Raw genomic sequence first — 23868 nt, forward strand, 5'->3', positions numbered from 1 at the left:
GATATGAGAAACTTGCCTAGAATAGTCTGTTTTTTGCTAGCTATGAATCTGACCGGATGCCACGAAGTTTCTCATCCTCATGTGGACACCTTGTATGTAAATGGTGGCACCGAAGAAGCAGAAAAGTTGGAAGCCATTCCGAAATTGTATGCGCATTATGTAAACAGCCAAAAAGATAAGGAGGCGTATGAGGTTATTTCAAATGGTAATGGCCGGTTCATTCTTAATTACACTCCAAAACTGGAATTGCTAACGCTGTGTGCAGATCCGGGAAGTGGTTGGTTAAACCAATTCAAAAATGTGAAAGAAGTAACGCTTCAAAAACTCGCTTTAGGTGGTTATTCCTTTGATAGCCTCGGCAAGATTGCATCAGATCCGATCGGTTACGATAGTTTGCTCATTGTGAATGAGCCGTTTATTAATGTTAAAACGAATGGTAGTCCAAGTCTATAACCAAATGCTTCTATGATTCTAAAATTGAGGTTGATTTTGCAGATGCTGTTTCTGATGAGCTGCCATGAACTTTCGCATCCCGACGTCGATACGCTTTATATCGATGGGAAAGACCGGGAGGAATCGCGTGCGGATGCTATTAATACTTTGTATGATCATTATATGAACAGCACAAAAGAAAAGGAGGTTTACGAGGTGATTGCAAGAGGGAACGGAAGATTCATAATCAATTATGTTCCCGAATTGAAGCTCTTGACCCTCTGCGGCGATCCCGGAAGCGGTTGGGGTCCTCAGTTTAAGGAGGTTGACGAAGCCGCATTGCAAAGACTAATAAATGATAAAATCACCTTTGACGATCTACATGGTGTAGGGTCTATCGGAAGTGCTTTTGACAGTGTTTTGGTCAGGAATAATCCGATGTATAGTGTGAAAACAAACGGATACCCCAGTATTTAACTATGAAACTGAGACGAACGATATTACTATTTCTGATATGTTCACTGGCCGGTTGTATCGGTTCAGTGAACCCGATTTCGACAAGAACATTGCTTCTAGAAGAAGGGGATAGAGTATCACAAAGACGCGATGCCATTCCAAAACTTTATGAATTTTACAACAATAGACCAGATGATAGGGAGGGCTACGAGGTAATATCTAAACGAGGCGGGAAATTTATCTTAAACTACGTCCCGAGTCTGGGTCTGTTAACTTTGTGTGGAAAGCCCGGGCTCGGTTGGTCAAAGCAATTTATCGATGTCGATGAGACTCTACTCAAAACGCTGGTAGATAACAAGGCCACATTTGATGACCTTAACACTGGGAAATATGATACTTTGTTGGTCACAAAAACGCCAGTCTTTCGTGTTAATACGAATGGAAAACCTTTTTAATAAGGCAAATTCCCTAATTTTGCCAATTAGCTGAATTCAGTGGATAATTGTCGTTTTTAATCGAATTAAACAAATAGAATGAACCAAGCACCTGCTACTTCTTTACAAGACATTGTTGGGCATGCCAAAGAATACGGTTTTGTGTTTCCATCTTCTGAAATATATGACGGCTTGCAAGCTGTTTATGACTACGGTCAAAATGGTGTTGAGCTAAAAAATAACCTTAAAGCAGCGTGGTGGAAGGCCATGACGCAACTGCACGATAACATTGTCGGCATTGATGCGGCCATTTTTATGCATCCGCTAACCTGGAAAGCTTCCGGTCACGTGGATGGTTTTAATGATCCGATGATCGATAATAAAGATTCCAAAAAAAGATATCGTGCAGATCAGTTGCTGGAAGGCAGGGCTGAGCAGTACGAAGCGGAAGGACAGCCTGAAAAAGCGCAGGCTTTGCTGGCTGAAATGGGACGATTGCTGAGCGCGGAAGACTTGACCGGTGTTCGTGAATTGATCATTGCCGAAAATATTAAATGTCCGGTTTCAGGAACGACCAACTGGACGGAAGTGCGGCAGTTTAACCTGATGTTTAGCACGCAGGTGGGCTCGGTGGCGGAGGAATCCAACCTGATTTATCTGCGTCCGGAAACGGCTCAGGGGATTTTCGTCAACTTCCTGAATGTGCAGAAAAGTGGTCGCATGAAAATTCCTTTTGGCATTGCGCAAATTGGTAAAGCATTTAGAAATGAGATCGTTGCGCGTCAGTTTACATTCCGTATGCGGGAATTTGAACAAATGGAAATGCAATTTTTCATTCGCCCCGGCACTGAAATGGCCTGGTATGAAAGCTGGAAAGAAGCACGCATGAAGTTTCATAAAGCGATTGGCTTACCGGCCGAAAAACTGAAATTCCACGATCACGAAAAGCTTGCACATTATGCCAATGCTGCCGTTGACATTGAATATCAGTTCCCATTTGGTTTCAGAGAAATGGAAGGAATCCATTCAAGAACCGATTTTGACCTGCGAAATCACCAGGAATTGTCTAAGAAAAAACAACAGTATTTCGACTCTGACCTGGACGAAAATGGCAAGCCTTACGGAAATTACATTCCTTATGTGGTGGAAACTTCGGTTGGTGCCGACAGACTTTTCCTTGCTGCGTTCTGCAATGCTTATACGGTAGAAACGGTTGGGGAAGGCGAAAATGTTAAGGAAAGAACTTATCTCAAATTGCATCCGGCCCTTGCTCCATTCAAAGTGGCAGTGCTTCCGTTGGTTAAAAAAGATGGATTGGCAGAGAAAGCACAAGCAATTGCAAACTCGCTAAAATCTTCTTTCCGAACCACTTATGATGACGGCGCTGCGATTGGAAAGCGTTACACACGCCAGGATTTAATTGGAACTCCGTTTTGTGTTGCCGTGGATTATCAAACAATGGAAGACGATACGGTTACGATCCGCCATCGCGATACGATGGAGCAGGAGCGTGTGGCAATCAGTGAATTAAAAGAGAAAATTGGTTATCAGGTTGCGATCGAAAGGATCTTGGAAGCAATTTAACGATCATTATAAAAAGGAAAAGGGCTGTTTTGGAAAAAGCAGCCCTTTTTTAATGGTTGATGCGTGACGCAGGTTACTTGGTTGTATGCAGGCGCACGAGATCTTCTGAGTTTTCATTGATCAGATCGACGATATCAACGCCCAGAATTTGAGCAATTTGTATCAGCCGCTCCAAAGTAAGGCGCGTGTAACCCAATTCTATCTTGCTGTAAGCATTTTGTGAAATGCCGAGTTTCATTGCCAGATATTCCTGCGTGTAATTACGAAATTCTCTGATCTTCCGAATGTTATGAGCTACCGATCTGATTTTTGAATCGATTGTTTGTGTCATGAAACGTTGATTTAGTTTGCTGGGTTAATGTCAGCTTTACCAGAACATACGAATTTGAAGGTCATTCCAGATCTTCCAAAGTAGACTTAGTCGCGAATATTTGCTAAATAGTCAGTCTTTAATCATTCAAAAACACGCATGATCAACAAATTGTATGACACATCACTAAGCTTACTGACTGATCTTTACCAACTTACCATGGCTTACGGCTATTGGAAAGCGGGCAAGGCGGAGCAGGAGGCGGTCTTTAATCTCTATTTCCGAAAACATCCATTTCAGGGCGGATTCACCATTTCTTGCGGTTTGAGCAGCGTAATTGATTATCTGAACGATTACCGGTTTAGTGAAGCAGATTTGGAATATGTAGGTTCTTTAACCGGAAACGATGGTTCGAAGCTTTTCGAACATGGCTTTCTAGAATATTTGCGGACAATGAAGCTGGAATGCAGCATTCACGCCATTCCGGAGGGGACTGTGGTTTTTCCAAATGAGCCTTTGCTTCGTATCCAAGGGCCGATTCTCCAATGCCAACTTCTGGAAACGCCACTTTTAAATCTGATTAATTTTCAGTCTTTGATCGCAACAAAAGCGGCGCGAATGCGGCTGGTTGCTAAGGATGATGTGTTGTTGGAATTCGGTTTGCGGCGTGCGCAGGGTCCGGACGGAGGCGTAACTGCGAGTCGGGCGGCATATATCGGTGGCTTTGATGCGACGTCTAATGTCATTGCAGGAAAGGTTTACGACATTCCGGTTAAGGGCACGCACGCGCACAGCTGGGTGATGTCTTTCGATAGTGAACTTGAAGCTTTTGAGACTTACGCAAAGCACATGCCCAACAATGTGACATTGCTTGTCGACACTTACGATTCGCTGAATGGCGTTCAAAATGCAATTAAGGCAGGGCAGAAGCTGCGTGAACGTGGTTATGATTTGAACGGAATAAGGCTGGATTCGGGTGATTTAGCTTATTTGAGCATTGAGGCCAGGAGCATGTTGGATGAAGCAGGATTTGAAAAAACAAACATTGTCGCCAGCAACGACCTCGACGAATATATCATGGACAGTTTAAAGATCCAGGGCTCAAAAATCAATGTTTGGGGCATCGGGACGAAGCTGGTGACTGCCTTCGATCAGCCTGCATTGGGAGGCGTTTACAAATTGGCGGCCATTAAAACAGCGTCAGGCGAATGGGATTACAAGCTCAAACTTTCCGAACAAGCCATCAAGGTTTCGACGCCCGGCATACAGCAAGTGCGGCGATTCCGAGATGCGAGTGGTTTTGTTTCGGACATGATTTTTAATGTTGAAACACCGATGGAAACGAAACCGACAATGGTGGATCCCTATGACTTTACCAAAAACCGGTCCTTCGCGGAGGATGTGCAATTTGAAGATTTGTTAGTGCCGGTTTTTACCAAAGGACATTTGGTTTATACATTGCCATCCGTGCATGAAACGCGCCGCCGTGTGCAACAGCAATTGGCAAATTTGCATAAGGGAAGCAAGCGTTTTGTTAATCCGCACACCTATCCGGTTGGATTAGAAAAAGGTCTTTTTGATCTAAAAACGGACCTTATCATTAAATTAAGGGCTGCTAATAAATCTTAAACTTCGTCAAATTATGCAAGAAGCCCCACTGCCTGACCCGGCATTACTTAAAGAACTCCTTCAATATAAAATGCCTTTTGGCAAACACAAGGATATGCTGATTGCCGACCTGCCCGTTTCTTATTTGGAGTGGTTTCAACGCCAGGGATTTCCGGCAGGCAAGCTTGGCATGCTCCTCAGCACCATGTATGAGATCAAGATCAATGGCTTGGAGTCGCTTTTGTATAGACTGCGCAAAATGGGTTGATTTGAAACTAAATGAGCTCTTAACCATCGCCATCGCATTGATTAAGAGCTCATAATGTTATTTGTTCCTCATTATTTCTTTTCGGGCATCAAAACAACCTTAATGAAGTTGTCATCATTAAAATAGCGCTCAGCCGCAGCTTTTGTGCTTGCCACGGTGATCGACTTCAACAGCTTATCCTGCATGAAAATTTCATTCAAATCATCTCCAAGGAAAGTGTTATCGTCCAGATAATCCAGCCAGAAATTGTTGGTTTTCAATGCAGTTTCCGTCTTGCGCTGTGATTCGGCTACAAACTTTTCAATGTCTTTCGGATCTGCTCCTTTTTGTTTGATCTTATCGATTTCCTCACGCGTGCGCTTAACCAGTTTGTCCACGTTCTCGGGCGCGCATCCAAATCCAACGCTGAATCTGTAATGTCCTGACGGGAATTTTTCGGTGCCTTCGGAAACACTTACGCCGTAAACGCCGCTTTCCTCTTCACGCAAAGCCTCAATCAATTTGATTTGTAACACTTCCTGCAACGCTTCAATTTGAATGTTGTTTTCCGGGCTGTATTCAAATTCACCACTTGAAACGAGCGTTACGCGGCTTTTGGGCTCCAATCCTTTGTAAATTGTTTTCTCAATCTTGCCTTTTGGCGGGAAGATGTTTGGGTGCTGGAATGTGTCATCCCGATCCGTGGAAGGAAGGCCACCCAGATATTTTTCCAGCAATGGCTTCATTTCCTCTGTCTTGAAAGCGCCTACAAAAGTGAATACGAAATCAGAGGCGTCTGTAAACCTATTTTTATACATTTCCACCGCTCTGTCCAGGCTCACTTTATCGATGCTTTCGGCTGTCAGTGGTTTGCGTTTGGGATTATAGCTTGTCAAAACGCCGTTCAGTGAATCGGAATACACTTTTTCGGGTGTAAGCGTTTTCTGCATGTTTTCCAGATAAGCCTTTTGATTGGCTAAAATCCCGGTCACCACATCCGCATCTTTCCTGGGCGCAGTGAAATATGCATATATCAATTGCAATGTCGTTTCCAGATCTTTCGGACTTGTGCTGCCACCGATTCCCTCTGTAAGTTCGCTGACATAAGGTCCTGCACTGGCCGTTTTTCCAGCAAGGAATTTTTGAAGCTGCGTTTGATTATATGGTCCCACGCCACCGGATTGAACCAAATAACTGGAAAAAACGCCCGTTTCGCGCTCATCAGGGAACAGTGAATAACCCCCTTTTCCTGTGGCTTTGATCAAAATTTCGTCATTTTTGAAATCAGTCGGTTTCAACAAAACTTTAACGCCATTGGAAAGCGTCAGCTCCGTAACGCCGAGCTTTTCCAATGCTTTTTCGCTCGTTACCTTGCCCGGTGTTGGCTCCGTGGGCAGCAATGGCGAGTCAACAACGTCGTCTACATAAGCCGTCACGTCCTTTCCGGCTTCCAATAAAAGCTGACGAATTTCGGCTTCCTTAGGCAATTCGTCCTTGCTTTTTTCTGGGCCCATCACCACCACAGCGCGGTTTTTGTCAGTAATGTATTTCTTGGCAAGCCCGTTGATCTCAGCAAGTTTGACGCCGTCCAGGTGTTTTTTTACAAACTCAAAATACGCTTCCGGCCCCATAAATGCGTTTTCGTGCAAAAAGTGGTCTAGATATTCCTGTACATGATTCGCCGATTTCGTTTTATCGCGCTCTTTGTAATATTGCTCAATGGATGTGTAAAAATCCTTTTTTGCACGATCCAGTTCTGGCTGCGTAAAGCCGAATTTTTGAACACGGGCATTTTCTTCAAGCAATGCTGTCAGCGCCGTTTTCATTGAAGCCGCATCTTTCGCAAGCGCAACAGAAGTGTAGGAGTCAAGATCACCCAGGAAGTCGCCATATTGACTGTCGCCGTAAAGAAATGGCGGATTTGCTTTTTGGGTTAATTCCTGCATGCGTTGAGCCATCATCGAATTATACAATCCCTGAGCAAAGTTGTCACGCACGTCCTTCAAAGATTTTTCTTTGGCGTTCGGCTGTTTGTAAATCAACTGGATCAGATTTTGCGGATATTCTGGGTCCGTAACAATGGCCACTTGTGTGGAGCCATCGAGCGGAATATCGTATTTCGTGCGTTTTTTAGCATTGGTTGGAACCGGGATCGAGCTGAACTTTTGCTTGATCGTCGCTTCCACTTTATCCACATCAAAATCACCGACTGCGATCACGGCCATCAAATCAGGACGATACCAATCCTGGTAAAATGCTTTTATTGTCTCCGGCTTGAATGTGCTCAAAATGCTGTCCTTGCCAATCGGAAGGCGCTTTGCATAACGGGAATTGTTGAGAATCACTTTCAGAAACTTGTCACGCATTCTTTGTTGTGCGCCCCGACCCAATCTGGATTCTTCCAAAACAACGCCTCTTTCTTTTTCAATTTCGGAAGGGTCTAGCAGTGCGCCATGTGCCCAATCTTCCAAAACCTGCAATCCTTTGTCAAGTAAGCCGGCAGAATCAGTCGGAATTGGCAGCATATAAACGGTTTCATCAAAACCTGTGTATGCATTCAAGTCGGCACCAAAACGAACGCCAGTTTTTTGGAGGAAATTGACCAGTTCATTTTTGGGAAAGTTGGTCGTTCCGTTGAAGTTCATGTGCTCCATAAAGTGCGCTAGCCCTTGCTGCGCGTCCGTTTCGAGCACAGAACCGGCTTTCACTGCAAGTCGCAATTCTGCGCGGTTCTTCGGTTCGGCATTCTTTTTAATATAATATGTAATTCCGTTTTTCAACTTTCCAACACGGACCGAGGGGTCAAGAGGGATCTTTTGAGTGGATAAATCCTGGGCAAAAACACTGCTGAGCGGGTTAATTCCAATTACGGCAATGCACAAAGCGATTAGCGCCTTTTTCATTTGTTTGTTTTTATTTAAAAATTTTCATGACGGCGTAAGATATTTAAAAAGCCGAACTTTTTCTCAATCAGTTACAATCCACAGCTTTAAACAACAGACCATTCTCGAAGTTGAGTTTCGCTCTATCTGTAAACGACATTGTTCCTTTTTTGTCAGCAACCGGGCCAAAACCTTCGACCCAATCATTTCCTTTTCTCAAAAATGCCGCCTGCCGTGTCGATTCCACGCCTTCCGACATGAATGTGTAGTCAACAAGCAGCGTGTCACCGACTATTCTGCCATCAATTTTTCCAATGTTCTTGTCTTTTTCAGCCAATGCATAAGTGAGGTCGCCTGTAACCAAGCTGTCAGCAATGTTGATTTTCAAAAAAGCGGAGTCGCCTTTGGCTTCGTAAGCAAAGCATGCGGGCTGGCTTTCTACAACCGATGACTGCTCCGTTTTGGTCGTATCCGCGTCGTTAACCTCCTTATTGTCCGATTTTTTGCCGCAGGAAGCAAGCGCGACAGTCGCGACGAGCATAATGTGAATGTGCTTTTTCATTCTCGGTTCGATGTTTTTTTTCCTTAAAGTAACGCAAACTTGCCGGTTGATAATTTTTAACACTTGCCAATCTCGGTTTTTAGCGATAATTTGTAACTGGTTACATCCTAAATGGTCACTGTATGAGCCGTCCGGGTTTGCAATTACAACACGCGTTACTCGCCCACGTAAATGAAATATCCGAAGGCGATGTGCGCAAGCGACTTTCAGTCAGGAACATTGCATTGCTGCTATGCTTCGGTTTTTATCTGCTGATAGAGGTCGTTTATCTTTTCGTCCGGTTCCATGCGCAAAGATTTGACCTTAACCTTTATTATAACACTGCGACACGAATCCTGGCTGGTGACATTCCGTTTCAGGATTTCCCGCTTGAATATCCGCCATTTGCGCTGATTCCCATCATTATTCCCGGCATTCTAAGCCACATTTTTCGAAGCAATTTTGAAACTTACACTGCATGGTTTGTTATTCAAAACATTGTATTCGGTCTTCTAAGCGGCTTTTTTATTTTCAAAACAACTGTTTTGAGTAAGCAGAAAGCTGTATACAAATATTTTATCCTTGTCGCATTAGCATTGCCGATTTTCCTGTTCCGGTTTGATCCGTTTCCAGCTTTTCTAACGAGCGTCTTCATTTATTATCTTTCAAGAAAGCCAGTTTTATCAGGTTTTATGCTGGCGTCCTCCATTGCTGCCAAGCTTTATACGATCATTTTTGTCCCCATCATTCTGCTATTTTTCTGGGTTAACCGTGCCTTCAAGCCCTTCTTTTCTTTTTTAATGGGCGGATTCATTGTTGTATTAATTATGTTTTTGGCTTATTTGCTAACACCCGGACATGTCCTTTTCGATTTCCTTGGCTATCACAGTTCACGCGGAATTCACATTGAGAGTCTTTCGGGCGGGATTCTTTTGTTTTTAAATTGGGCAAATCTTATCGGATTGGATGTTTTGCACAATTATGGCGCCTTCCATCTCGCAACGCAGTCATCGCAATCCGTTTTAGCAGCCATCACAATTGTCACTCCGCTCGCCTTTATTGCATTGAGTGCGTTGATTTTCAAATCGTTTCAAATTGAAAAGCGCAATAGGAAATCAATATCAGTCCTTTGGTTAAGCAAAGCATTTGTTGCGCAGCTGGTCCTTTTTTTGCTTTTGAACAAAGTGTTCTCACCCCAATATTTGATTTGGCTTTTGCCGGTCATTCCATTTTGTGGTAAACGCATCTTCCTGATTTTTAGCGCAATAGTAATGTTAACGGTCATTATATTTCCAGGTGAATATCACCATTTGGTAGCAAAGCACATTGGATTAATCCTCATACTAAATCTTCGGAATGTTCTTTTAATCTGGCTGCTTATCGAAAGCATTGCAAATCTTTTTCCAACAGCAAGACGTTCCCCTCGACCATTTACCGCATAGCAGAATCCATCCGCGTGATTTCAACGACTTCAATGGTCAAAAAGCCGAACTCTTCCATCACTACACCGCGAATTTTATAAACTCCTTTCACGGCAAAATTGAATTTCGCAGCAACCTGCGGAAAATGCACGGTGTCAATGAAATGCCCTTCCTGATCCAGAAAAGTGCCGAATTGCATGGTTTCGCCTTTTGAAGTCCGTGTATTTTTAACGGCAACCAAATAGCCATATTGCACAACTTCGCGGTTGATATAATGGTGCAAATCCTTGCTCATGATGCTTTTGGGTAACGCATTTTTAAGCATATCAAACGGGCTGCAAAGTGAAAAGCCCAGTAATTCAATCTGGTCATAAGCGTCGTCAATGGGCGACGAATGGAATGTGGGCAGCTCGTAATCCTTCACTTCTGTATGAAATAACTGCTTTTGCGGCACTTTCGAAGGCGTTTTACTCAGCCTGAAATGCGCTTTCCACAACAATGTCTTCTTATTAATGCCCGTAAACCGGAATGCATCAATACGGATCAGGATCGTCAGCTGTTCAATCGAAATCGGCACGCGGTCCAGGAAATTATTCAATGATGTAAATGCGCCTTCCTGCTCGCGCGCCGCCAGGATTTTATGAATGGTTTTTTCTTCAATCTCATTCAAAAACTGCAAACCCAGATAAATTTCTTTCCCCTCAATGGCCGACTGCGCATAACTGTGGTTCACGCAGGGCGCCAATATCGTCGCACCCATCATGCGGGCTTCGTGCAGGTAAAGTTCGGGACTGTAAAATCCGCCGCCGTTGTTCAAAACGGCCACCATGTATTCCAATGGATAATAAGCTTTCAGAAAAAGCGTCTGATAACTTTCGACGGCATAGGACGCGGAATGCCCTTTTGCAAATGCATATCCGGCAAAACTTGCAATTTGATTCCAGATTTCCTGCGTTGTCTGGGGCTCATAACCCATGTCATTGCAGTTTTTGAAATACTTCTTTCTGACACGCTCAAACTCATCCCGGCCTCGAAACTTTCCGCTCATTCCGCGGCGAATCACGTCCGCTTCACCGAGCGTAAGCTTCGCAAAAAAGTGCGCAACTTTGATCACGTCTTCCTGGTAAACCATAATGCCGTATGTTTCAGGCATTAACTCCAATAACTTGGGATGCGCTTCGCTGATTTTCTCAGGATTTTGATGGCGCAAAATATATTCACGCATCATGCCGCTCTTGGCAACACCCGGGCGAATAATGGAGCTCGCGGCCACCAAACCAAGATAATTGTCAACTTCCAGCTTGCGGAGCAGCATGCGCATGGCAGGAGATTCCACATAAAAACAGCCAATGCATTGCCCCTGCTTGATCAGCGCATTGATCTTCGGATCTTTTTTGAATTTTTTAACATCATCAATATCAATTGGAGGCTCTTCCGGACGGTTGTAACGAATGACTTCCAGCGTCTCCTTAATTTTTGCCAAGCCGCGCTGAGCCAAAATATCATATTTATTCAGCCCAACATCTTCCGCGATAACCATATCAAATTGCGTCGTCGGGAAGCCTTTTGGTGGCAAATCCGTCGCGGTAAAATAATGGATAGGCCGCTCCGAAATCAAAATCCCGCCCGCATGAATGCTCAAATGATTGGGCTGGTTGTTGTCTTGCAGATAACCCGCATATTTCACAACCAGACTGCTGATCTGATCAAGTTTTTTTGGATCAAATTTCCCGTTGTTCAGCGCATCAATCTCGTAAGCGGGCAAACCGAAAACTTTGCCCAATTCACGAACCGCGGCACTGTGTTGAAATGTGCTGTAAGTGGCGAGGAGAGAAGCCTGGCCGTTTTTACCAAATGTTTCGAAAATATATCGGGTAACATCTTCCCGGTCACGCCATGAAAAATCAATGTCAAAATCGGGCGGATTTTTTCGATGTAAATTGATGAACCGCTCAAAATAAAGATCCAGCTCAATGGGGTCGACATTGGTGATGTTGAGCAAATAAGCAATGATGCTGTTGGCTCCGCTTCCCCGCCCGACATAATAATAACTTTGCCGGCGCGCATAACTGATAATGTCATGATTGACCAGGAAGAAAGGGACAAAATTTTGTTTTTGAATCAAATCAAGCTCCATCGCGATCCGGTCAAAGATATCGTCCGTCACATGATCGCCATACCGGTATCCAAGGGCTTGATAACTTAATGATGAAAGTCGCTGATAATCATCTCGTTCGCTCGCTCCATACACACGCAGGTTCTGATGTTCACGATCATCACCAAAATTGAAATGAATGCTGCATTCCTCCATCAACTTTTGCGTGTTATGGATAATGAAGTCCAGATCTTTTTCCCTGAAATGATATTCAAGCACTTTCAACGGGACGATTTGTTCAGATTCTTCCGCCGTGTCAGTTGCCGGAAGCTTGCTTAGCAATGTGTTGCAGTCGACGGCACGCAGCAGCCTGTGCATGTTGAAATCACGCTTGTTTCGAAAAGTCAGCGGCTGCAAAACGATCAGCTTTTCCTTTTGCTTAAATATAGGTGAGAAGCGGATCTTGTTCAGGTCTTTCAGCGAAACACCGACATATTCATTGGGCAGAAGTTTTTCCCTTTTTGATTGCAAAAGCGTTTCAAACGGATAAATGAATGCCGTATTTTCAAGCTCGGGCGCTTCCTCTGGAAAGGGTAATTTTTCGTGAGAATGTTTTGATAAATAACTGTTTAATTGCTGAAAACCAGCATTATTCTTTGCCAAGCCCACGAATTGCTGGTGCGCGCCATTCCTGAAATCGATCCCGACAATCGGTTTTACGTCATATTTCGGTGCCATTCTTATAAAATTCAAACAGCCGGATGTATTGTTGATATCGGTCAAGGCGATACAGCCATAACCGTTTTCCCTGGTCAATTGAAGCAATTCCTGCTCAGGAATCGTCCCGAACCGAAGGCTGAAATAAGAATGACAGTTGAGTAGCATGGCAATTGGGGGAAACAAACTTTTTTACTTACTTTTAACGTTAGTAACGCACTACGATATGATTCTAAATTTTTCGTCTAAACACACTGAAAAAATATGGCTTGGCGAAACGGTCACTAAAATGCCACTGGAAATTCAGGCAATAGGCCGGAGAAAGCTGAGAATGCTGAACAACGCTCAGAACCTTGCCGATTTGCGCATTCCTCCTGCCAATCGTCTCGAAAAGCTGTCTGGAACATTGAAAGATTTTTATAGTATCAGAGTCAATGATCAGTGGCGAATTGTTTTTATATGGCAAGACGGAAATGCATCTGATGTAAACATTGTAGACTATCATTAATTTAGGCATAATGGAAAAACTTAATAATGTTCATCCCGGCGAAATCCTTTCAGAAGAGTTCTTAATTCCAATGGGCATTTCTGCATATAAGCTGGCCAAAGACACTGCTATTCCTCAGACAAGGATCAGCGAAATCATCAAAGGACGAAGACGAATTACTGCGGACACGGCACTTCGGTTGAGTAAATATTTTGGAACTTCGGCCAAATTCTGGCTCGGTTTGCAAGATGATTTTGACTTGGAAGAAGAACAGCATTTGATTTCCCAGGATTTAAAAAATATAAAAACACTTGACCAAAAGGCGGCATAAGCAGCAAATCTCATAAAATCACGCATTCCTATGCGCGGGGATAGTGGGTGGGTCGCCGTTGAAGGGATTTCCCATGCTGGAAATGTTTGGAATGCCGATGGTTGTGCCCCAGCTCAGAATGGCGTTTCCGCGCTTGTCTGTTCCATATCGGTTTCTGATGTAATCCATTGCTTGATATAAATTGAGCTTTTCCTCAGAATCATCGAACATATTAATCTGGTGATTGCCCGTGACGAGATCGCTGAAATTCACACCCACAAGCCGCACCATCATTCTCCGGTTATGAAGCTGGTCAAAAAGCCGCTCGATTTGCGGAATGAGCACGTGATCGGCAGACGTGTAGGGAATCTTGACTTGCTTTGAAAATGTGTTAAAATCTGAGTAGCGAATTTTAACTGAAACACAAGATGTTAGCTTGTTGCCATTGCGCAACTGATAAGCCAGATTTTCTCCCATCGCGCGCAGCATTTCACGCATTCGCTTTACGTCACCCGTATCTTTCCCGAAAGTACGCTCATTGGAAATCGACTTTCGTTCGTGAAAAGGAACAATAGGGGAGTTGTCCAACCCATTTGCCCTGTTCCAAAGCAGCACGCCATTTTTACCTAAAATCTCACCCATCATTTCAACGGGCATTTCCTGAATGGTTTTGACATATTTGATCCCCATGTTGTAAAGAATCTTGTTTGTCTTGTCGCCAACCATCGGGATTTTTTGCACATGCATGGGAGCTAAAAAGCTCTTTTCCGTTCCAGCGTCGACTTTCTTGTGGTTATCTGGCTTGGCTTCACCCGTCGCCACTTTCGACACGACTTTACTCGTCGAAAGTCCGCAAGAAATCGGCAGCCCGCTTTCCCGCTTGATTTGCTCGCGAAGATTTGTTGCCATCTGATAGGTTCCGAAGAACTTGTCCATGCCAGACAAATCGGCGTAAAACTCGTCAATGCTGGCCTTTTCGAATACAGGCACGGTCTGGGCAATGATCTCCGACACGACTTTCGATTCATTGGAATAAAGTCCGCTGTCACCACGAATGATAGTCGCTTCGGGGCACAGCATTCTTGCCATTTTCATTGACATGCCCGAGTGAACGCCAAAAGGTCGCGTTTCATAGCTGCATGCTGCCACAACACCACGGTCGCCAGTTCCGCCGACAAGGACTGGCCGGTTATTCAATCGACTATCGTGCTTTCTTTCAACGGATACAAAGAATGTATCCAAGTCCAAATGTAATATCGTGCGCTCCATCGTTTGGAATTTTTACAAATTTATGGATTTATTCCAAATATATGGAGCATATCCAAAATTTAAAAGGAAATATTCCAAAAATGTTTGTATCTTTGCTATTCACAAGGAGTTAACATTTTTTTTGACAGATTAGCCGCATATGCAAATCGACGAAGAGTTTAAGCGTTTTAAGCAAATTAGGGAAGAGCTGAATTTGACCCAATCTGCATTCGCGGAAGAGCTGGGCATCAGCGCGACGACTGCCGACATTGAAAGAGGCAGGACGCGGATTCCGGGACAGGTTGTAAAGGAACTTTTGAAAAAATACCATATCAATCCACTTTGGCTGTTTGGTGACAGCAAGCAGAAATATTTGAACGCGGAAAAAATATTAATGAGTCCCAAAGTCGTCACCGTCGACAGCACGGGCAATGACAACATTGTGTTGGTCAATGCAAAAGCAGCGGCGGGTTATCCCAACAATATTGGCGATGCGCAGTGGTTTGAAACTTTACCGGCTTTTTCAATTCCATTGCCTGAGTATCGCAATGCCACGTTTCGTGGATTTCAGGTCGATGGGGATAGCATGATGCCTGTGCTTCATTCGGGAGAGTGGATCGTTGGTAAGGCGTTGGATGATTGGGAGGATTTAAATCCGAAGCAGATTTATGTGGTTGTGACAGTTGATAGTATTTTGGTAAAGAAAATACAAAAAGAAAACGAGTCAACATTCGTAAACCTCATATCCTCAAATCCGGAATACAGTCCCATCCGCATTGACCGCAACGAAATTAAGGAAATTTGGATCGTCAACAGCAAGTTGACATTTGATTTGGAAGCAGACAACAAGCAAGTCAGCCTGCTAAGCCTGCATACGGAGATGAAGGAATTAAAGGAGGAGATGAAGAAGCTGGTAAAAGATGTCGTGCTGAAATAGCACGATTAGCCAAGGTCAAAAGTCGAAAGGATTTACCGTATTTAATCCGCCTATATTGACAAAATCTTTGGTATTTCTTGTAACAAGCGTGAGGTCATAGACCATTGCTGTGGCAGCAATGATTGCATCAGGCAGTTTGAGATTGTATTGTTTTCTAATAGCTGCGGTTCTTATCTTAATCTCTTTCTCCAATTCAATGATTGTCGAATCCTCAATAAATGCATGTAAAACTTTCAAGTCATCTTCGGACGCCGCCTTCCAGCAGTATAGCTCGATTTCAGTTATTGACGAGATGATTACTTTGTAATCTTTCGCAATCTGATCAATAAAATTTTCAGCATTTGTTGGAAATTGCTGTTGGAGAAAATAGATAACCGTGTTGGTGTCCCAGAGATATTTTATTCCCATCCTCCGCGGAGTTCATCCAGCTGCTTGTCGACTTGTTGGATGGATTGTTTAGACATTCCTCCTTTGTATTTTAAAACTTCGGACCTATTATTCGATGATAATGGAGTGTCCCAAGCTTTTCTCAAAGTAATCAGTTCAAGGCGCTCCATATCCATCAAAAGATTGATTGCCTTGTCATTAATTATATCAACTGTGATGGTGTGTCTCATATTCTTGCATTTAAAAGTGCTACAATATACAAACAAGTTCTAATGTTTGCTGCTGGATTATCTACGCCTCCTCGGCAACCAACTGCTTCTCGTACAATTCCTTGTAAGCCTTGTTTAGCGCCATGAGCTCAGTGTGGGTGCCTTGCTCTATAATTTTCCCTTCGTCGAGGACAACGATGCGGTCGGCTAGTTTGGCGGAGGAAACGCGATGGGAAATGATCACAGAGGTGCGCTGATCCATGATGCGTTTCATATTATTCAGGATAATGTTTTCGGTATTTGTGTCTACTGCCGAAAGGCAGTCGTCCAAAACAAGGATTTTTGGGTCTCTTGCGATGGCCCGGGAAATGGAAAGACGCTGTTTTTGTCCACCGGATAAGGTTATGCCGCGCTCGCCGAGCATGGTTTGATAGCCTTGTGGGAAATCGATGATATTGTTATAAAGATCAGCATCTTTGACAGCCTGCTCAATCCTTTCAAATGGCATATCCGTTGTTCCGAAACGCACATTGTTTTCAATGGAATCAGAAAAAAGGAAAACATCCTGCGGCACGTAACCAATTTGCCGGCGATAAGCATGAACATCATAATCGCGCATAGGAATGTTGTCAATCAAAATCTCACCTTCGGTTGGATCATATAAACGACATAGCAAGTGCGCCAGCGTACTTTTACCGGAACCAGTCGTCCCCAGAATGGCGACGGTTTCGCCCTGTTTTACTTCCAAATCAAAGTCGTGCAATGCTTTAATGCCTGAATCCGGATATGTAAATCCTACATTCTTGAAAGTGATTTTGCCGTCCAATGGTTTTTTCAAATTTTTGACAGAAACCAATGTTGTTTTTTCATTCAAAAACTCATTAATCCGGGTCTGCGAAGAAGCCGCCCGCTGGATTTGACTCGTGGTCCAGCCGAGTGCCATCACGGGCCAGGTTAGCATATTGACATATAAAATGAACTCGGTAATGTTGCCAGGTGTGAGGTTTCCATTGATAATTTCCTGTCCGCCAATGTAAATGACCAGCACATTACTAAACCCGATGAGCAGCATGATAATCGGGAAGAAGAATGCATCCACCCGCGTAAGGCTCAGCGATTTTGTTTTGAAGTCTTCCGCCTCTTTTTGAAAGTTGGTAAAAGAATGTTTTTCCTGAACAAAGGATTTGATAACGCGGATTCCGGAAAACGCTTCCTGCACGTAAGTGGAAAGCCCGGAAAGCTGCTTTTGGATCGCCTGCGATCTTTTCATGATCATGTTATTAACCACATAAACGCTGATCGAAAGCACCGGAAGCGGTAACAAAACGAAGATCGTCAGCTTCGTGCTCACCGAAAGCATGTAGGAAATAACGAGAAAGAAAAGCACAATGAGGTTGATCCCGTACATCAGAGCCGGGCCCAAATAAATACGGACATTGCTAACATCTTCCGAAATGCGGGCCATCAAATCGCCCGTGCTGTGGCGGCGGAAAAAACTGGCTGGCAATGTCTGGTAATGGCTGTAAATATCATTTTTGAGTTCAAACTCAATGTGCCGCGACATAACAATAATGGTCTGCCGCACCAGGAACAGGAAAATCCCTTTTAGCAACGCCATTAATAGAATAAGAAGCCCGTAAAGCAGAATGCTGAAAGCGAAAATGTCGTACATCTCACTTTGCAATGAGGCGCCATTGAACAAATAATAAATGTCCAGCGTCTCAATCACCAGATCCAGCGCATATCTGACGAGCTGGGCGGGTATGATGCCAAAAAGGTTAGAAATAATCGTAAAAATGGTCCCCAAAATCAGATACCATTTGTATTTCCACAAGTACTGGTTGAGGTACTTTAATGCTTTCACTATTCGTTATTTTAGACTGCGGACTTCCTGTGCGGGACGGGCAATAACTAACCAACATCCTATCGTTTCAAAACGTTGCAAAATTAAAAGACGCCATTTCATTTTTTCGATTCTAAACAAAATAGTCTATTTTTGCGGTTAATTTAAACAAAAATGCAGGGTTCAGCAATCAAACAACCTTGCTAAAACGCAGATCACGTTCTTTGATTTATTGTACCTTTTATCCAATTAGTGTTCCGGCTTATGCTGAATAGAAGATTATTAAGAACTAAGGCCGTTCAGGCACTTTATGCCCGTCAGCTTACCACAGACGCCAACAGGCTACTGGCCTTAGACCACATTGAAGAGGCTTTTGCGCCGGATCTTAACTCAATGGAGCCACAGAATCGGACTAAGCTTGCGGGAATGAGAAAACTTGCCGGATCTGCCTTAGATGAATTTATCAAAAACGGAAAACTCAAAGAAGACAAGGAGGTTCCGGAGCAAGTGATCAAAGTTGCGCGCAGCGCATTTGAAGCATTCAGCAGACAAACAATATCGGACGGTGAGAAAATGGTTCGTAGGGTTTTGAACGAGACGGAATCCATCTATGTGGATTTTATCAGGGTTCTTTCCATGTTAATCGAACTATCGCATCAGGCCAAAATAGACCGCGAAAGACGATATGATGATCCGGAAGCGCCTTTTCCAAAAGACAGCGGTTTGGATACCAATAGTGTAATCAAGGTTTTGATTGCTGATAAAACACTTGAAGAAGAGATTATCAGGAACGGCATCAATTGGAGCAATGAAATGAACCTGGTTCGTAAAACTTATCGCGAAGCATTGCGTAAGGATGAAACTTATGAAGCTTATTGCAAAAGCGCTTCGCATACGCAGGAAGAAGATCAGGCCATTGTGCAGCATGTGTTGCGTCAGGTGATTTTGAAGCATGAAGTGCCTCTGGATTATTTTGAACAACGCGATCTTTATTGGGTCGATCATAGCGAGTTGATCAGAAGTCTTGCAATCAAAACGTTAAGATCAGCAGACGACAGCGGTTCGTTTCAATTGTCGCCTTTGACGAAGGATTGGGAAGAAGATCGTTTTTTCGTTGAAGAACTTTGCCGGATCGTAGTAGCAGAAAGTGATCAATATGACGTTTATTTGGATGAGCATCTTAAAAACTGGGAGCTTGACCGGATTGCATTGGTTGATCTGATCATTTTGAAAACGGCGCTTGCCGAGTTGATTCATTTCCCTGGAATTCCGGTAAAAGTGACGATCAACGAATTCATTGAGATTGCAAAAAGGTACAGTACGCCAAAAAGCGGTAAGTTTGTAAACGGCGTCCTCGACGTGCTTTCTGTAAAATTAGCCAAAGAAGGCGTTATCAGAAAAAGCGGCCGCGGACTAATCGATAACAAATAAGCTGAGCAAAGTAATTACAGCTAAAACCAAATGTCATGAGTAAAACCAGCAATAGTTTAATCGCATTTTTGACAGGTTGTGTAACAGGCGCTGCCCTGGGAATACTTTATGCACCTGATAAAGGGAAAGTCCTGCGTACACAATTGACATACAGGCTTTCCAAATACAGAGAAAAATTGAAAGATGTAATCGAAGATTTGGTTGATAAAAAAGATCAGCCGGGCAGTCTCGCAAGAACCGAAGGCGAACGCGTAGTGAGTGATGCGCGCGAAAAAGCCGAAAGATTACTGGAAGATGTGGACCGTTTGATGGCGCAGATCAAAGGGCAAACCAGCTGATTTAGCATTATGAAAAGATTATCACTGGGTATTTTATTGGGAATTGCAGTTGTATTTTCCAATTGCTCAAAAGGAGACAAAAAAGAAGAATCGAAACAGGCAGACTCAAAAATGCCTGTTTTTGCTTTGATTGACAGTGCATCATTCGATTTTGGGTCGATACAGGAAGGTGCGGTTGTTGAGCATGATTTTAAATTCCGAAATGACGGAGAGTATCCTTTGATCTTGAATAACATTACTTCGTCTTGCGGCTGCACAACACCGGAATGGCCAAAAGATCCGATCGGCCCAAAACAAACATCCAGTATTAAGGTGCGCTTTGATACTAAAAACAAGACAGGCCCGCAGGTAAAAACAATCACAGTTTATGCCAACACCGAACCTGCTTACTCCGAGCTGCGACTTAAAGGCATCGTGAATGCTGCGCCTGCTCCCGACGCTACTAAATAACATTCCCGTTCACAACCCAAAAGGTTATTAATTTACTAATCAATCCGTTACAATGAAGTTCTCTATTTTAGCACAAGCAGCATCCGGCGGTTCAGAAGCCATGATTTATCAGGTTGTAATGTGGGTTGGTATCATTGGTGTGTTCTATTTTTTCATGATCCGTCCGCAGCAAAAAAAGCAAAAAGAACAAAAAGAGCTTCTTGGTAATCTGAAAAAAGGCGATCAGGTTGTTACAATTGGCGGAATCCATGCGCGGGTTTACACGGTAGAAGACGCCACGGTTACATTGGAATTAGACAAAGGTGTTAAGCTTACTATAGACAAATCAGCCGTTGCGCGCACAATTGCAGCGTAGAGTCATGTTATGAGTAACGAACCATCAGGTCAAAATAAAGTCAAGACATTCTTTGTATGCATTCTGGCAGCCTCGTTTTTTTGGTTAATGAATGTGCTGAATAAGGATAGTTATTCGATTAAGCTGAATTATCCGCTAGACATCGAATACGATAATTCAGCCTTTGTTCCCATGCAGCCTTTGCCAAAACGAATTTCGGTGAATGTGTCGGGCGACGGATGGACTTTGCTTCAAAAGTCATGGCTTAACTTTAATGCTAATCCGGTGGTTTACAAGGTCAATAACCCCACCAAGTCCAGCTTCATCAATTCAACAACATTGACGGACCAGATTACCGAACTGTTTCCCAATCTGCATGTTAATTATGTGATTGCGGACACTTTCGAGCTCAATTTTGAGCGGAAAATCAGGAAAATAATTCCAATCAGGGTGGACAGCGCGGCGATCAATATCCGTGATGGCTATGTCATTTCGAGCATTATTAATGTTTCCCCATCCCTTATTTCTGTGGATGGGCCCGTCTCATTGATCCGCTCTTATCCGGACACAATTCGTATTTCTGTGCCGGTCCCCAAGATTCAAAACAACTTCGACGAAAGTTTGCCCATTCCATTGCCTGCTTCGCCTTTGGTAGAAGTCAGCCATCGGGATGTTTACATCAGTTTCGAAGTGGCCCAGTTTCTCAATGCGGTTCCACCCCAAGGCGAACTTCCTCCTCAATAGAATTCATTCAAGTATTTTGTAAAAGCATGCTTGCCATGACCCTACCGCTTCAAGTTGGCATTACTGGTGGAATTGGATCAGGAAAGAGTGTGGTTTGTCAGTTATTTTCGTGTTTGGGCATTCCGGTTTACAATGCGGACAATCGTGCCAAGTGGTTGACAAACAATGATCTTACCGTCCGTGAGCGTGTCATCGCATTGCTTGGTAACAATGCTTACACCGACACTGGCTCATACAACACCGCTTATGTCAGTTCCATCGTTTTTAAGGACGAAAATCTGCTCAAAGCACTGAATGCGATTATACATCCGGTGGTGATGCAAGACACGGCTGACTGGGTCCGAAACAATCATCAAAGTCCCTATGTTTTGAAGGAAGCGGCAATCATGAACAAGGCCGGTGATCACAATTCGCTGGATTATGTTGTGGTGGTGGAAGCGCCAGTGGCATTGCGTGTTAAACGAATTTTGCAACGCGATCAGCGAAGTGAGGAGCAGATTAGGGCAATTATTGAAAGGCAGGTTTCGGACGAGGAACGGCGAAAATTGGCCGATTTTATTGTCCTCAATGATGAGAAATCAGCATTGATTCCACAGGTTATGAAACTGCATGAAATATTTAAATCGGGCAGGAAGTCATCTTAAAAATCGACGTCCAATCCCAGAGCGTGCTTTAATTCCAATAAATAAGGGTTTTTCTCCGCCATATAATTGAATTTCTCGGCGGGCGTGTAGGGAAGTCTGTTAACTTCCTGCGGCGCAACGCGGGGATTAATGTCGAGCTTAGGCGCATCAATTCGGCTTTTCAGAAAACTGATCAGGTCATAGCGCACATTGTTAATTGCTTCGAGCTGGTGCGTGTTGCCTAATGCAATTTCAATGGTTGTGCCTTCCAGCTTAAATTCTTTATTCAAGCTAATCTCCTCCGTAGTCGAATTTCCAGCCTTCCTTCTTTTTTCTGCAAATTCAATCCAATGCGTTTGAAGTGTTTCAAACGTCAAAGCGTCTTTGCGAACATTACTCGGTGCACTGGATTGCTGCTCATGCTGTCCCGGGGCATCTTTAACAGCCGTTTCTGCGGCGGGTGCAATAGGCGCGAGTGCTATGGTGTTTTTTAGACGAGAAGTTGCTGGTGCGCTTGCAACTGGACGTGGAGTGCTTTCGGCAACCTTATTATTTTGTCCAAAACTATTTTCTGAAAAGCCATTAGCAGGAGTTTCGGCTGGCGTTGCAGGCTCAGGATTTAATGGCTTTGGCTCAGGCTCAACTTTTTTTTTTGCCGTTTCATCAACGGCCGCAAGTGAATTTAAATGAAGAACGTGGGGCAGATTAGCCAGCTTAATCAGGCAGAGCTCAACATGCAGCCGCTGATTTTTCGCAGACTTGTAATTAATGTCGCATTGGCCCGTAATGCTAAGCGCTGACAGGAGAAAGCTCATTTCAGCCATCGCTGACTGTTGCTGATATTTTCGTTCAGCAGATTCAGAAACCTGCAAAAGCGTAACCGTAGCCGGGTCTTTACCAACCAGCAGATTACGAAAATGTTCCAAAAGGCCGACTACAAACAAGTGGCCGTCAAAACCCTTCCTTAAAATTTCGTCGAACAAAACGAGCGAACGCGCAATGCTGCCTGATGTGAGGGCATCCGTGATTTTAAAATAATAATCATAATCGAGAATGTGCAGATTTTCCAGCACAGCCTCGTACGTAAGCTTGTTGTCAGTCGAAAAAGTTACATTCAAGTCGAACATTGAAAGCGCGTCCCGCAAACCGCCATCCGCCTTTTGGCCGATCAATTCCAGTGCTTCCTTTTCCGTTTCAATGCCTTCTTTTTGAGCAATATCTGCCAGATGATAAGCAATGTCTTTGGGCTGAATGCGGTTAAAATCGAAGATCTGGCAGCGCGAAAGGATGGTTGGCAGGATTTTATGCTTTTCCGTTGTTGCCAGGATAAAAATGGCGTAACCCGGCGGCTCTTCCAATGTTTTCAAAAAAGCATTGAATGCAGCCTGCGAAAGCATGTGAACCTCATCAATAATGTAGATTTTATATTTTCCGGTTTGGGGCGGATAACGAACCTGGTCGATCAGGTTACGAATGTCTTCAACGGAGTTATTGGAAGCAGCATCCAGTTCGTGAATGTTGAACGACGCATTGTTTTGAAAGCTTACGCACGATTCACATTCTCCGCACGCTTCAACCTCGTCGCTGAGATTCTGACAGTTAATGGTTTTGGCCAAAATCCGCGCGCAAGTCGTTTTTCCCACACCCCTTGGCCCACAAAAAAGGAAGGCCTGCGCCAGGTGATTGGTGCGGATTGCATTTTTTAATGTTGTAGTAATGTGTGACTGCCCAACCACCGAATCGAAAGTGACCGGACGATATTTTCTGGCCGAGACAACGAAATTATCCATAGCGCAAGAT

Annotated in this window: 24 protein-coding genes; 15 read left to right on the forward strand and 9 right to left on the reverse strand. The window is 43.8% G+C overall.

The genetic code is table 11. The features are described from left to right. Positions 1–3: 3 nt before the first annotated feature. The 3 genes from LZG73_RS10350 (at position 4) to LZG73_RS10360 (ending at position 2906) form a co-directional block, all read left to right on the forward strand. Positions 4–453: a hypothetical protein gene (locus LZG73_RS10350; protein ID WP_233848501.1), complete on the forward strand. Its 450-nt coding sequence runs from the start codon at positions 4–6 to the stop codon at positions 451–453. A 12-nt stretch (positions 454–465) separates the two neighbouring features. After that, positions 466–909, forward strand: coding sequence for a hypothetical protein (locus tag LZG73_RS10355; protein WP_233848502.1), 444 nt, complete (start codon positions 466–468; stop codon positions 907–909). 512 nt (positions 910–1421) lie between these two features. Then, entirely contained in the window at positions 1422–2906 is a 1485-nt protein-coding gene (locus tag LZG73_RS10360; RefSeq protein WP_233848503.1) for a glycine--tRNA ligase, read from the forward strand. A 73-nt stretch (positions 2907–2979) separates the two neighbouring features. Here the strand turns inward: LZG73_RS10360 and LZG73_RS10365 are convergent, their stop codons facing one another. After that, positions 2980–3237 (reverse strand): helix-turn-helix domain-containing protein, encoded by a 258-nt coding sequence (locus tag LZG73_RS10365; protein WP_233848504.1) that lies wholly within the window; start codon positions 3235–3237, stop codon positions 2980–2982. A gap of 138 nt (positions 3238–3375) precedes the next feature. On the opposite strand from LZG73_RS10365, the gene LZG73_RS10370 reads away from it, so the two are divergent. Then, on the forward strand, positions 3376–4845 hold the full coding sequence (locus tag LZG73_RS10370) for a nicotinate phosphoribosyltransferase (protein WP_233848505.1): 1470 nt from the start codon (positions 3376–3378) through the stop codon (positions 4843–4845). A 13-nt stretch (positions 4846–4858) separates the two neighbouring features. Then, a complete protein-coding gene (locus LZG73_RS10375) occupies positions 4859–5092 on the forward strand; it encodes a DUF3820 family protein (protein ID WP_233848506.1) in 234 nt (77 codons plus the stop codon). A gap of 71 nt (positions 5093–5163) precedes the next feature. On the opposite strand, the gene LZG73_RS10380 is transcribed toward LZG73_RS10375, so the two are convergent. Together LZG73_RS10380 and LZG73_RS10385 are read right to left on the reverse strand one after the other, a co-directional pair. Then, positions 5164–7974 carry a pitrilysin family protein gene (locus LZG73_RS10380; protein WP_233848507.1) on the reverse strand — a complete coding sequence of 937 codons (2811 nt, stop codon included), beginning with the start codon at positions 7972–7974 and terminating at the stop codon, positions 5164–5166. Between the two features lie 67 nt (positions 7975–8041). Next, complete coding sequence (locus LZG73_RS10385) at positions 8042–8515, reverse strand: hypothetical protein (RefSeq protein WP_233848509.1); 474 nt, start codon at positions 8513–8515, stop codon at positions 8042–8044. A gap of 122 nt (positions 8516–8637) precedes the next feature. On the opposite strand from LZG73_RS10385, the gene LZG73_RS10390 reads away from it, so the two are divergent. Then, positions 8638–9936, forward strand: coding sequence for a hypothetical protein (locus LZG73_RS10390; protein WP_233848510.1), 1299 nt, complete (start codon positions 8638–8640; stop codon positions 9934–9936). Here LZG73_RS10390 and LZG73_RS10395 read toward each other — a convergent pair. Continuing rightward, a complete protein-coding gene (locus LZG73_RS10395; RefSeq protein WP_233848512.1) occupies positions 9926–12895 on the reverse strand; it encodes a DNA polymerase III subunit alpha in 2970 nt (989 codons plus the stop codon). The genes LZG73_RS10390 and LZG73_RS10395 overlap by 11 nt on opposite strands. A 58-nt stretch (positions 12896–12953) precedes the next feature. On the opposite strand from LZG73_RS10395, the gene LZG73_RS10400 reads away from it, so the two are divergent. Further along, positions 12954–13235 carry a type II toxin-antitoxin system RelE/ParE family toxin gene (locus LZG73_RS10400; protein WP_233848519.1) on the forward strand — a complete coding sequence of 94 codons (282 nt, stop codon included), beginning with the start codon at positions 12954–12956 and terminating at the stop codon, positions 13233–13235. A gap of 10 nt (positions 13236–13245) precedes the next feature. Then, positions 13246–13545 (forward strand): HigA family addiction module antitoxin, encoded by a 300-nt coding sequence (locus tag LZG73_RS10405; RefSeq protein WP_233848522.1) that lies wholly within the window; start codon positions 13246–13248, stop codon positions 13543–13545. A gap of 18 nt (positions 13546–13563) precedes the next feature. On the opposite strand, the gene dinB is transcribed toward LZG73_RS10405, so the two are convergent. After that, a complete protein-coding gene (gene dinB / locus LZG73_RS10410) occupies positions 13564–14793 on the reverse strand; it encodes a DNA polymerase IV (protein WP_233848523.1) in 1230 nt (409 codons plus the stop codon). A 139-nt stretch (positions 14794–14932) separates the two neighbouring features. Here dinB and LZG73_RS10415 point away from each other — a divergent pair, with 139 nt between their 5' ends. Then, positions 14933–15709 carry a LexA family transcriptional regulator gene (locus LZG73_RS10415; protein ID WP_233848524.1) on the forward strand — a complete coding sequence of 259 codons (777 nt, stop codon included), beginning with the start codon at positions 14933–14935 and terminating at the stop codon, positions 15707–15709. Positions 15710–15724: 15 nt separating this feature from the next. Here the strand turns inward: LZG73_RS10415 and LZG73_RS10420 are convergent, their stop codons facing one another. The 3 genes from LZG73_RS10420 to LZG73_RS10430 form a co-directional block, all read right to left on the reverse strand. Next, positions 15725–16117 carry a type II toxin-antitoxin system VapC family toxin gene (locus tag LZG73_RS10420; RefSeq protein WP_233848525.1) on the reverse strand — a complete coding sequence of 131 codons (393 nt, stop codon included), beginning with the start codon at positions 16115–16117 and terminating at the stop codon, positions 15725–15727. Continuing rightward, positions 16108–16326: a hypothetical protein gene (locus LZG73_RS10425; RefSeq protein WP_233848530.1), complete on the reverse strand. Its 219-nt coding sequence runs from the start codon at positions 16324–16326 to the stop codon at positions 16108–16110. Before LZG73_RS10425 ends, LZG73_RS10420 begins: the two co-directional genes overlap by 10 nt. 61 nt (positions 16327–16387) lie before the next feature. Beyond that, entirely contained in the window at positions 16388–18169 is a 1782-nt protein-coding gene (locus tag LZG73_RS10430; protein ID WP_233848532.1) for an ABC transporter ATP-binding protein, read from the reverse strand. A 243-nt stretch (positions 18170–18412) separates the two neighbouring features. Here LZG73_RS10430 and nusB point away from each other — a divergent pair, with 243 nt between their 5' ends. From nusB to coaE, 6 genes are read left to right on the forward strand one after another with little or no spacing between them, the layout of a single operon-like run. Further along, positions 18413–19579, forward strand: a complete 1167-nt coding sequence (nusB, locus tag LZG73_RS10435; RefSeq protein ID WP_233848536.1) for a transcription antitermination factor NusB — start codon at positions 18413–18415, stop codon at positions 19577–19579. Between the two features lie 35 nt (positions 19580–19614). Then, complete coding sequence (locus tag LZG73_RS10440; RefSeq protein ID WP_233848538.1) at positions 19615–19917, forward strand: YtxH domain-containing protein; 303 nt, start codon at positions 19615–19617, stop codon at positions 19915–19917. Positions 19918–19926: 9 nt separating this feature from the next. Then, complete coding sequence (locus tag LZG73_RS10445; RefSeq protein WP_233848540.1) at positions 19927–20367, forward strand: DUF1573 domain-containing protein; 441 nt, start codon at positions 19927–19929, stop codon at positions 20365–20367. A 52-nt stretch (positions 20368–20419) separates the two neighbouring features. Next, on the forward strand, positions 20420–20722 hold the full coding sequence (gene yajC, locus LZG73_RS10450) for a preprotein translocase subunit YajC (protein WP_233848544.1): 303 nt from the start codon (positions 20420–20422) through the stop codon (positions 20720–20722). Positions 20723–20731: 9 nt separating this feature from the next. Then, positions 20732–21445, forward strand: coding sequence for a hypothetical protein (locus LZG73_RS10455; protein ID WP_233848546.1), 714 nt, complete (start codon positions 20732–20734; stop codon positions 21443–21445). Positions 21446–21480: 35 nt separating this feature from the next. Next, positions 21481–22089: a dephospho-CoA kinase gene (coaE, locus tag LZG73_RS10460; protein ID WP_233848548.1), complete on the forward strand. Its 609-nt coding sequence runs from the start codon at positions 21481–21483 to the stop codon at positions 22087–22089. Here the strand turns inward: coaE and LZG73_RS10465 are convergent. After that, a complete protein-coding gene (locus LZG73_RS10465; RefSeq protein ID WP_233848551.1) occupies positions 22086–23858 on the reverse strand; it encodes a DNA polymerase III subunit gamma/tau in 1773 nt (590 codons plus the stop codon). The genes coaE and LZG73_RS10465 overlap by 4 nt on opposite strands. Positions 23859–23868: the final 10 nt, after the last annotated feature.

It is taken from the genome of Dyadobacter sp. CY326 (genome assembly GCF_021390515.1).
GTDB lineage: Bacteria > Bacteroidota > Bacteroidia > Cytophagales > Spirosomataceae > Dyadobacter.

Coding starts and splice junctions, on each gene's coding strand:
- LZG73_RS10375 (WP_233848506.1), top strand. CDS start 4,859: ATGCAAGAAGCCCCACTGCCTGACCCGGCATTACTTAAAGAACTCCTT.
- LZG73_RS10400 (WP_233848519.1), top strand. CDS start 12,954: ATGATTCTAAATTTTTCGTCTAAACACACTGAAAAAATATGGCTTGGC.
- LZG73_RS10350 (WP_233848501.1), top strand. CDS start 4: ATGAGAAACTTGCCTAGAATAGTCTGTTTTTTGCTAGCTATGAATCTG.
- LZG73_RS10395 (WP_233848512.1), bottom strand. CDS start 12,895: ATGCTACTCAACTGTCATTCTTATTTCAGCCTTCGGTTCGGGACGATT.
- LZG73_RS10355 (WP_233848502.1), top strand. CDS start 466: ATGATTCTAAAATTGAGGTTGATTTTGCAGATGCTGTTTCTGATGAGC.
- LZG73_RS10445 (WP_233848540.1), top strand. CDS start 19,927: ATGAAAAGATTATCACTGGGTATTTTATTGGGAATTGCAGTTGTATTT.
- coaE (WP_233848548.1), top strand. CDS start 21,481: ATGACCCTACCGCTTCAAGTTGGCATTACTGGTGGAATTGGATCAGGA.
- LZG73_RS10440 (WP_233848538.1), top strand. CDS start 19,615: ATGAGTAAAACCAGCAATAGTTTAATCGCATTTTTGACAGGTTGTGTA.
- dinB (WP_233848523.1), bottom strand. CDS start 14,793: ATGGAGCGCACGATATTACATTTGGACTTGGATACATTCTTTGTATCC.
- LZG73_RS10425 (WP_233848530.1), bottom strand. CDS start 16,326: ATGAGACACACCATCACAGTTGATATAATTAATGACAAGGCAATCAAT.
- yajC (WP_233848544.1), top strand. CDS start 20,420: ATGAAGTTCTCTATTTTAGCACAAGCAGCATCCGGCGGTTCAGAAGCC.
- LZG73_RS10370 (WP_233848505.1), top strand. CDS start 3,376: ATGATCAACAAATTGTATGACACATCACTAAGCTTACTGACTGATCTT.
- LZG73_RS10380 (WP_233848507.1), bottom strand. CDS start 7,974: ATGAAAAAGGCGCTAATCGCTTTGTGCATTGCCGTAATTGGAATTAAC.
- LZG73_RS10405 (WP_233848522.1), top strand. CDS start 13,246: ATGGAAAAACTTAATAATGTTCATCCCGGCGAAATCCTTTCAGAAGAG.
- LZG73_RS10390 (WP_233848510.1), top strand. CDS start 8,638: ATGAGCCGTCCGGGTTTGCAATTACAACACGCGTTACTCGCCCACGTA.
- LZG73_RS10465 (WP_233848551.1), bottom strand. CDS start 23,858: ATGGATAATTTCGTTGTCTCGGCCAGAAAATATCGTCCGGTCACTTTC.
- LZG73_RS10420 (WP_233848525.1), bottom strand. CDS start 16,117: ATGGGAATAAAATATCTCTGGGACACCAACACGGTTATCTATTTTCTC.
- nusB (WP_233848536.1), top strand. CDS start 18,413: ATGCTGAATAGAAGATTATTAAGAACTAAGGCCGTTCAGGCACTTTAT.
- LZG73_RS10360 (WP_233848503.1), top strand. CDS start 1,422: ATGAACCAAGCACCTGCTACTTCTTTACAAGACATTGTTGGGCATGCC.
- LZG73_RS10455 (WP_233848546.1), top strand. CDS start 20,732: ATGAGTAACGAACCATCAGGTCAAAATAAAGTCAAGACATTCTTTGTA.
- LZG73_RS10415 (WP_233848524.1), top strand. CDS start 14,933: ATGCAAATCGACGAAGAGTTTAAGCGTTTTAAGCAAATTAGGGAAGAG.
- LZG73_RS10385 (WP_233848509.1), bottom strand. CDS start 8,515: ATGAAAAAGCACATTCACATTATGCTCGTCGCGACTGTCGCGCTTGCT.
- LZG73_RS10365 (WP_233848504.1), bottom strand. CDS start 3,237: ATGACACAAACAATCGATTCAAAAATCAGATCGGTAGCTCATAACATT.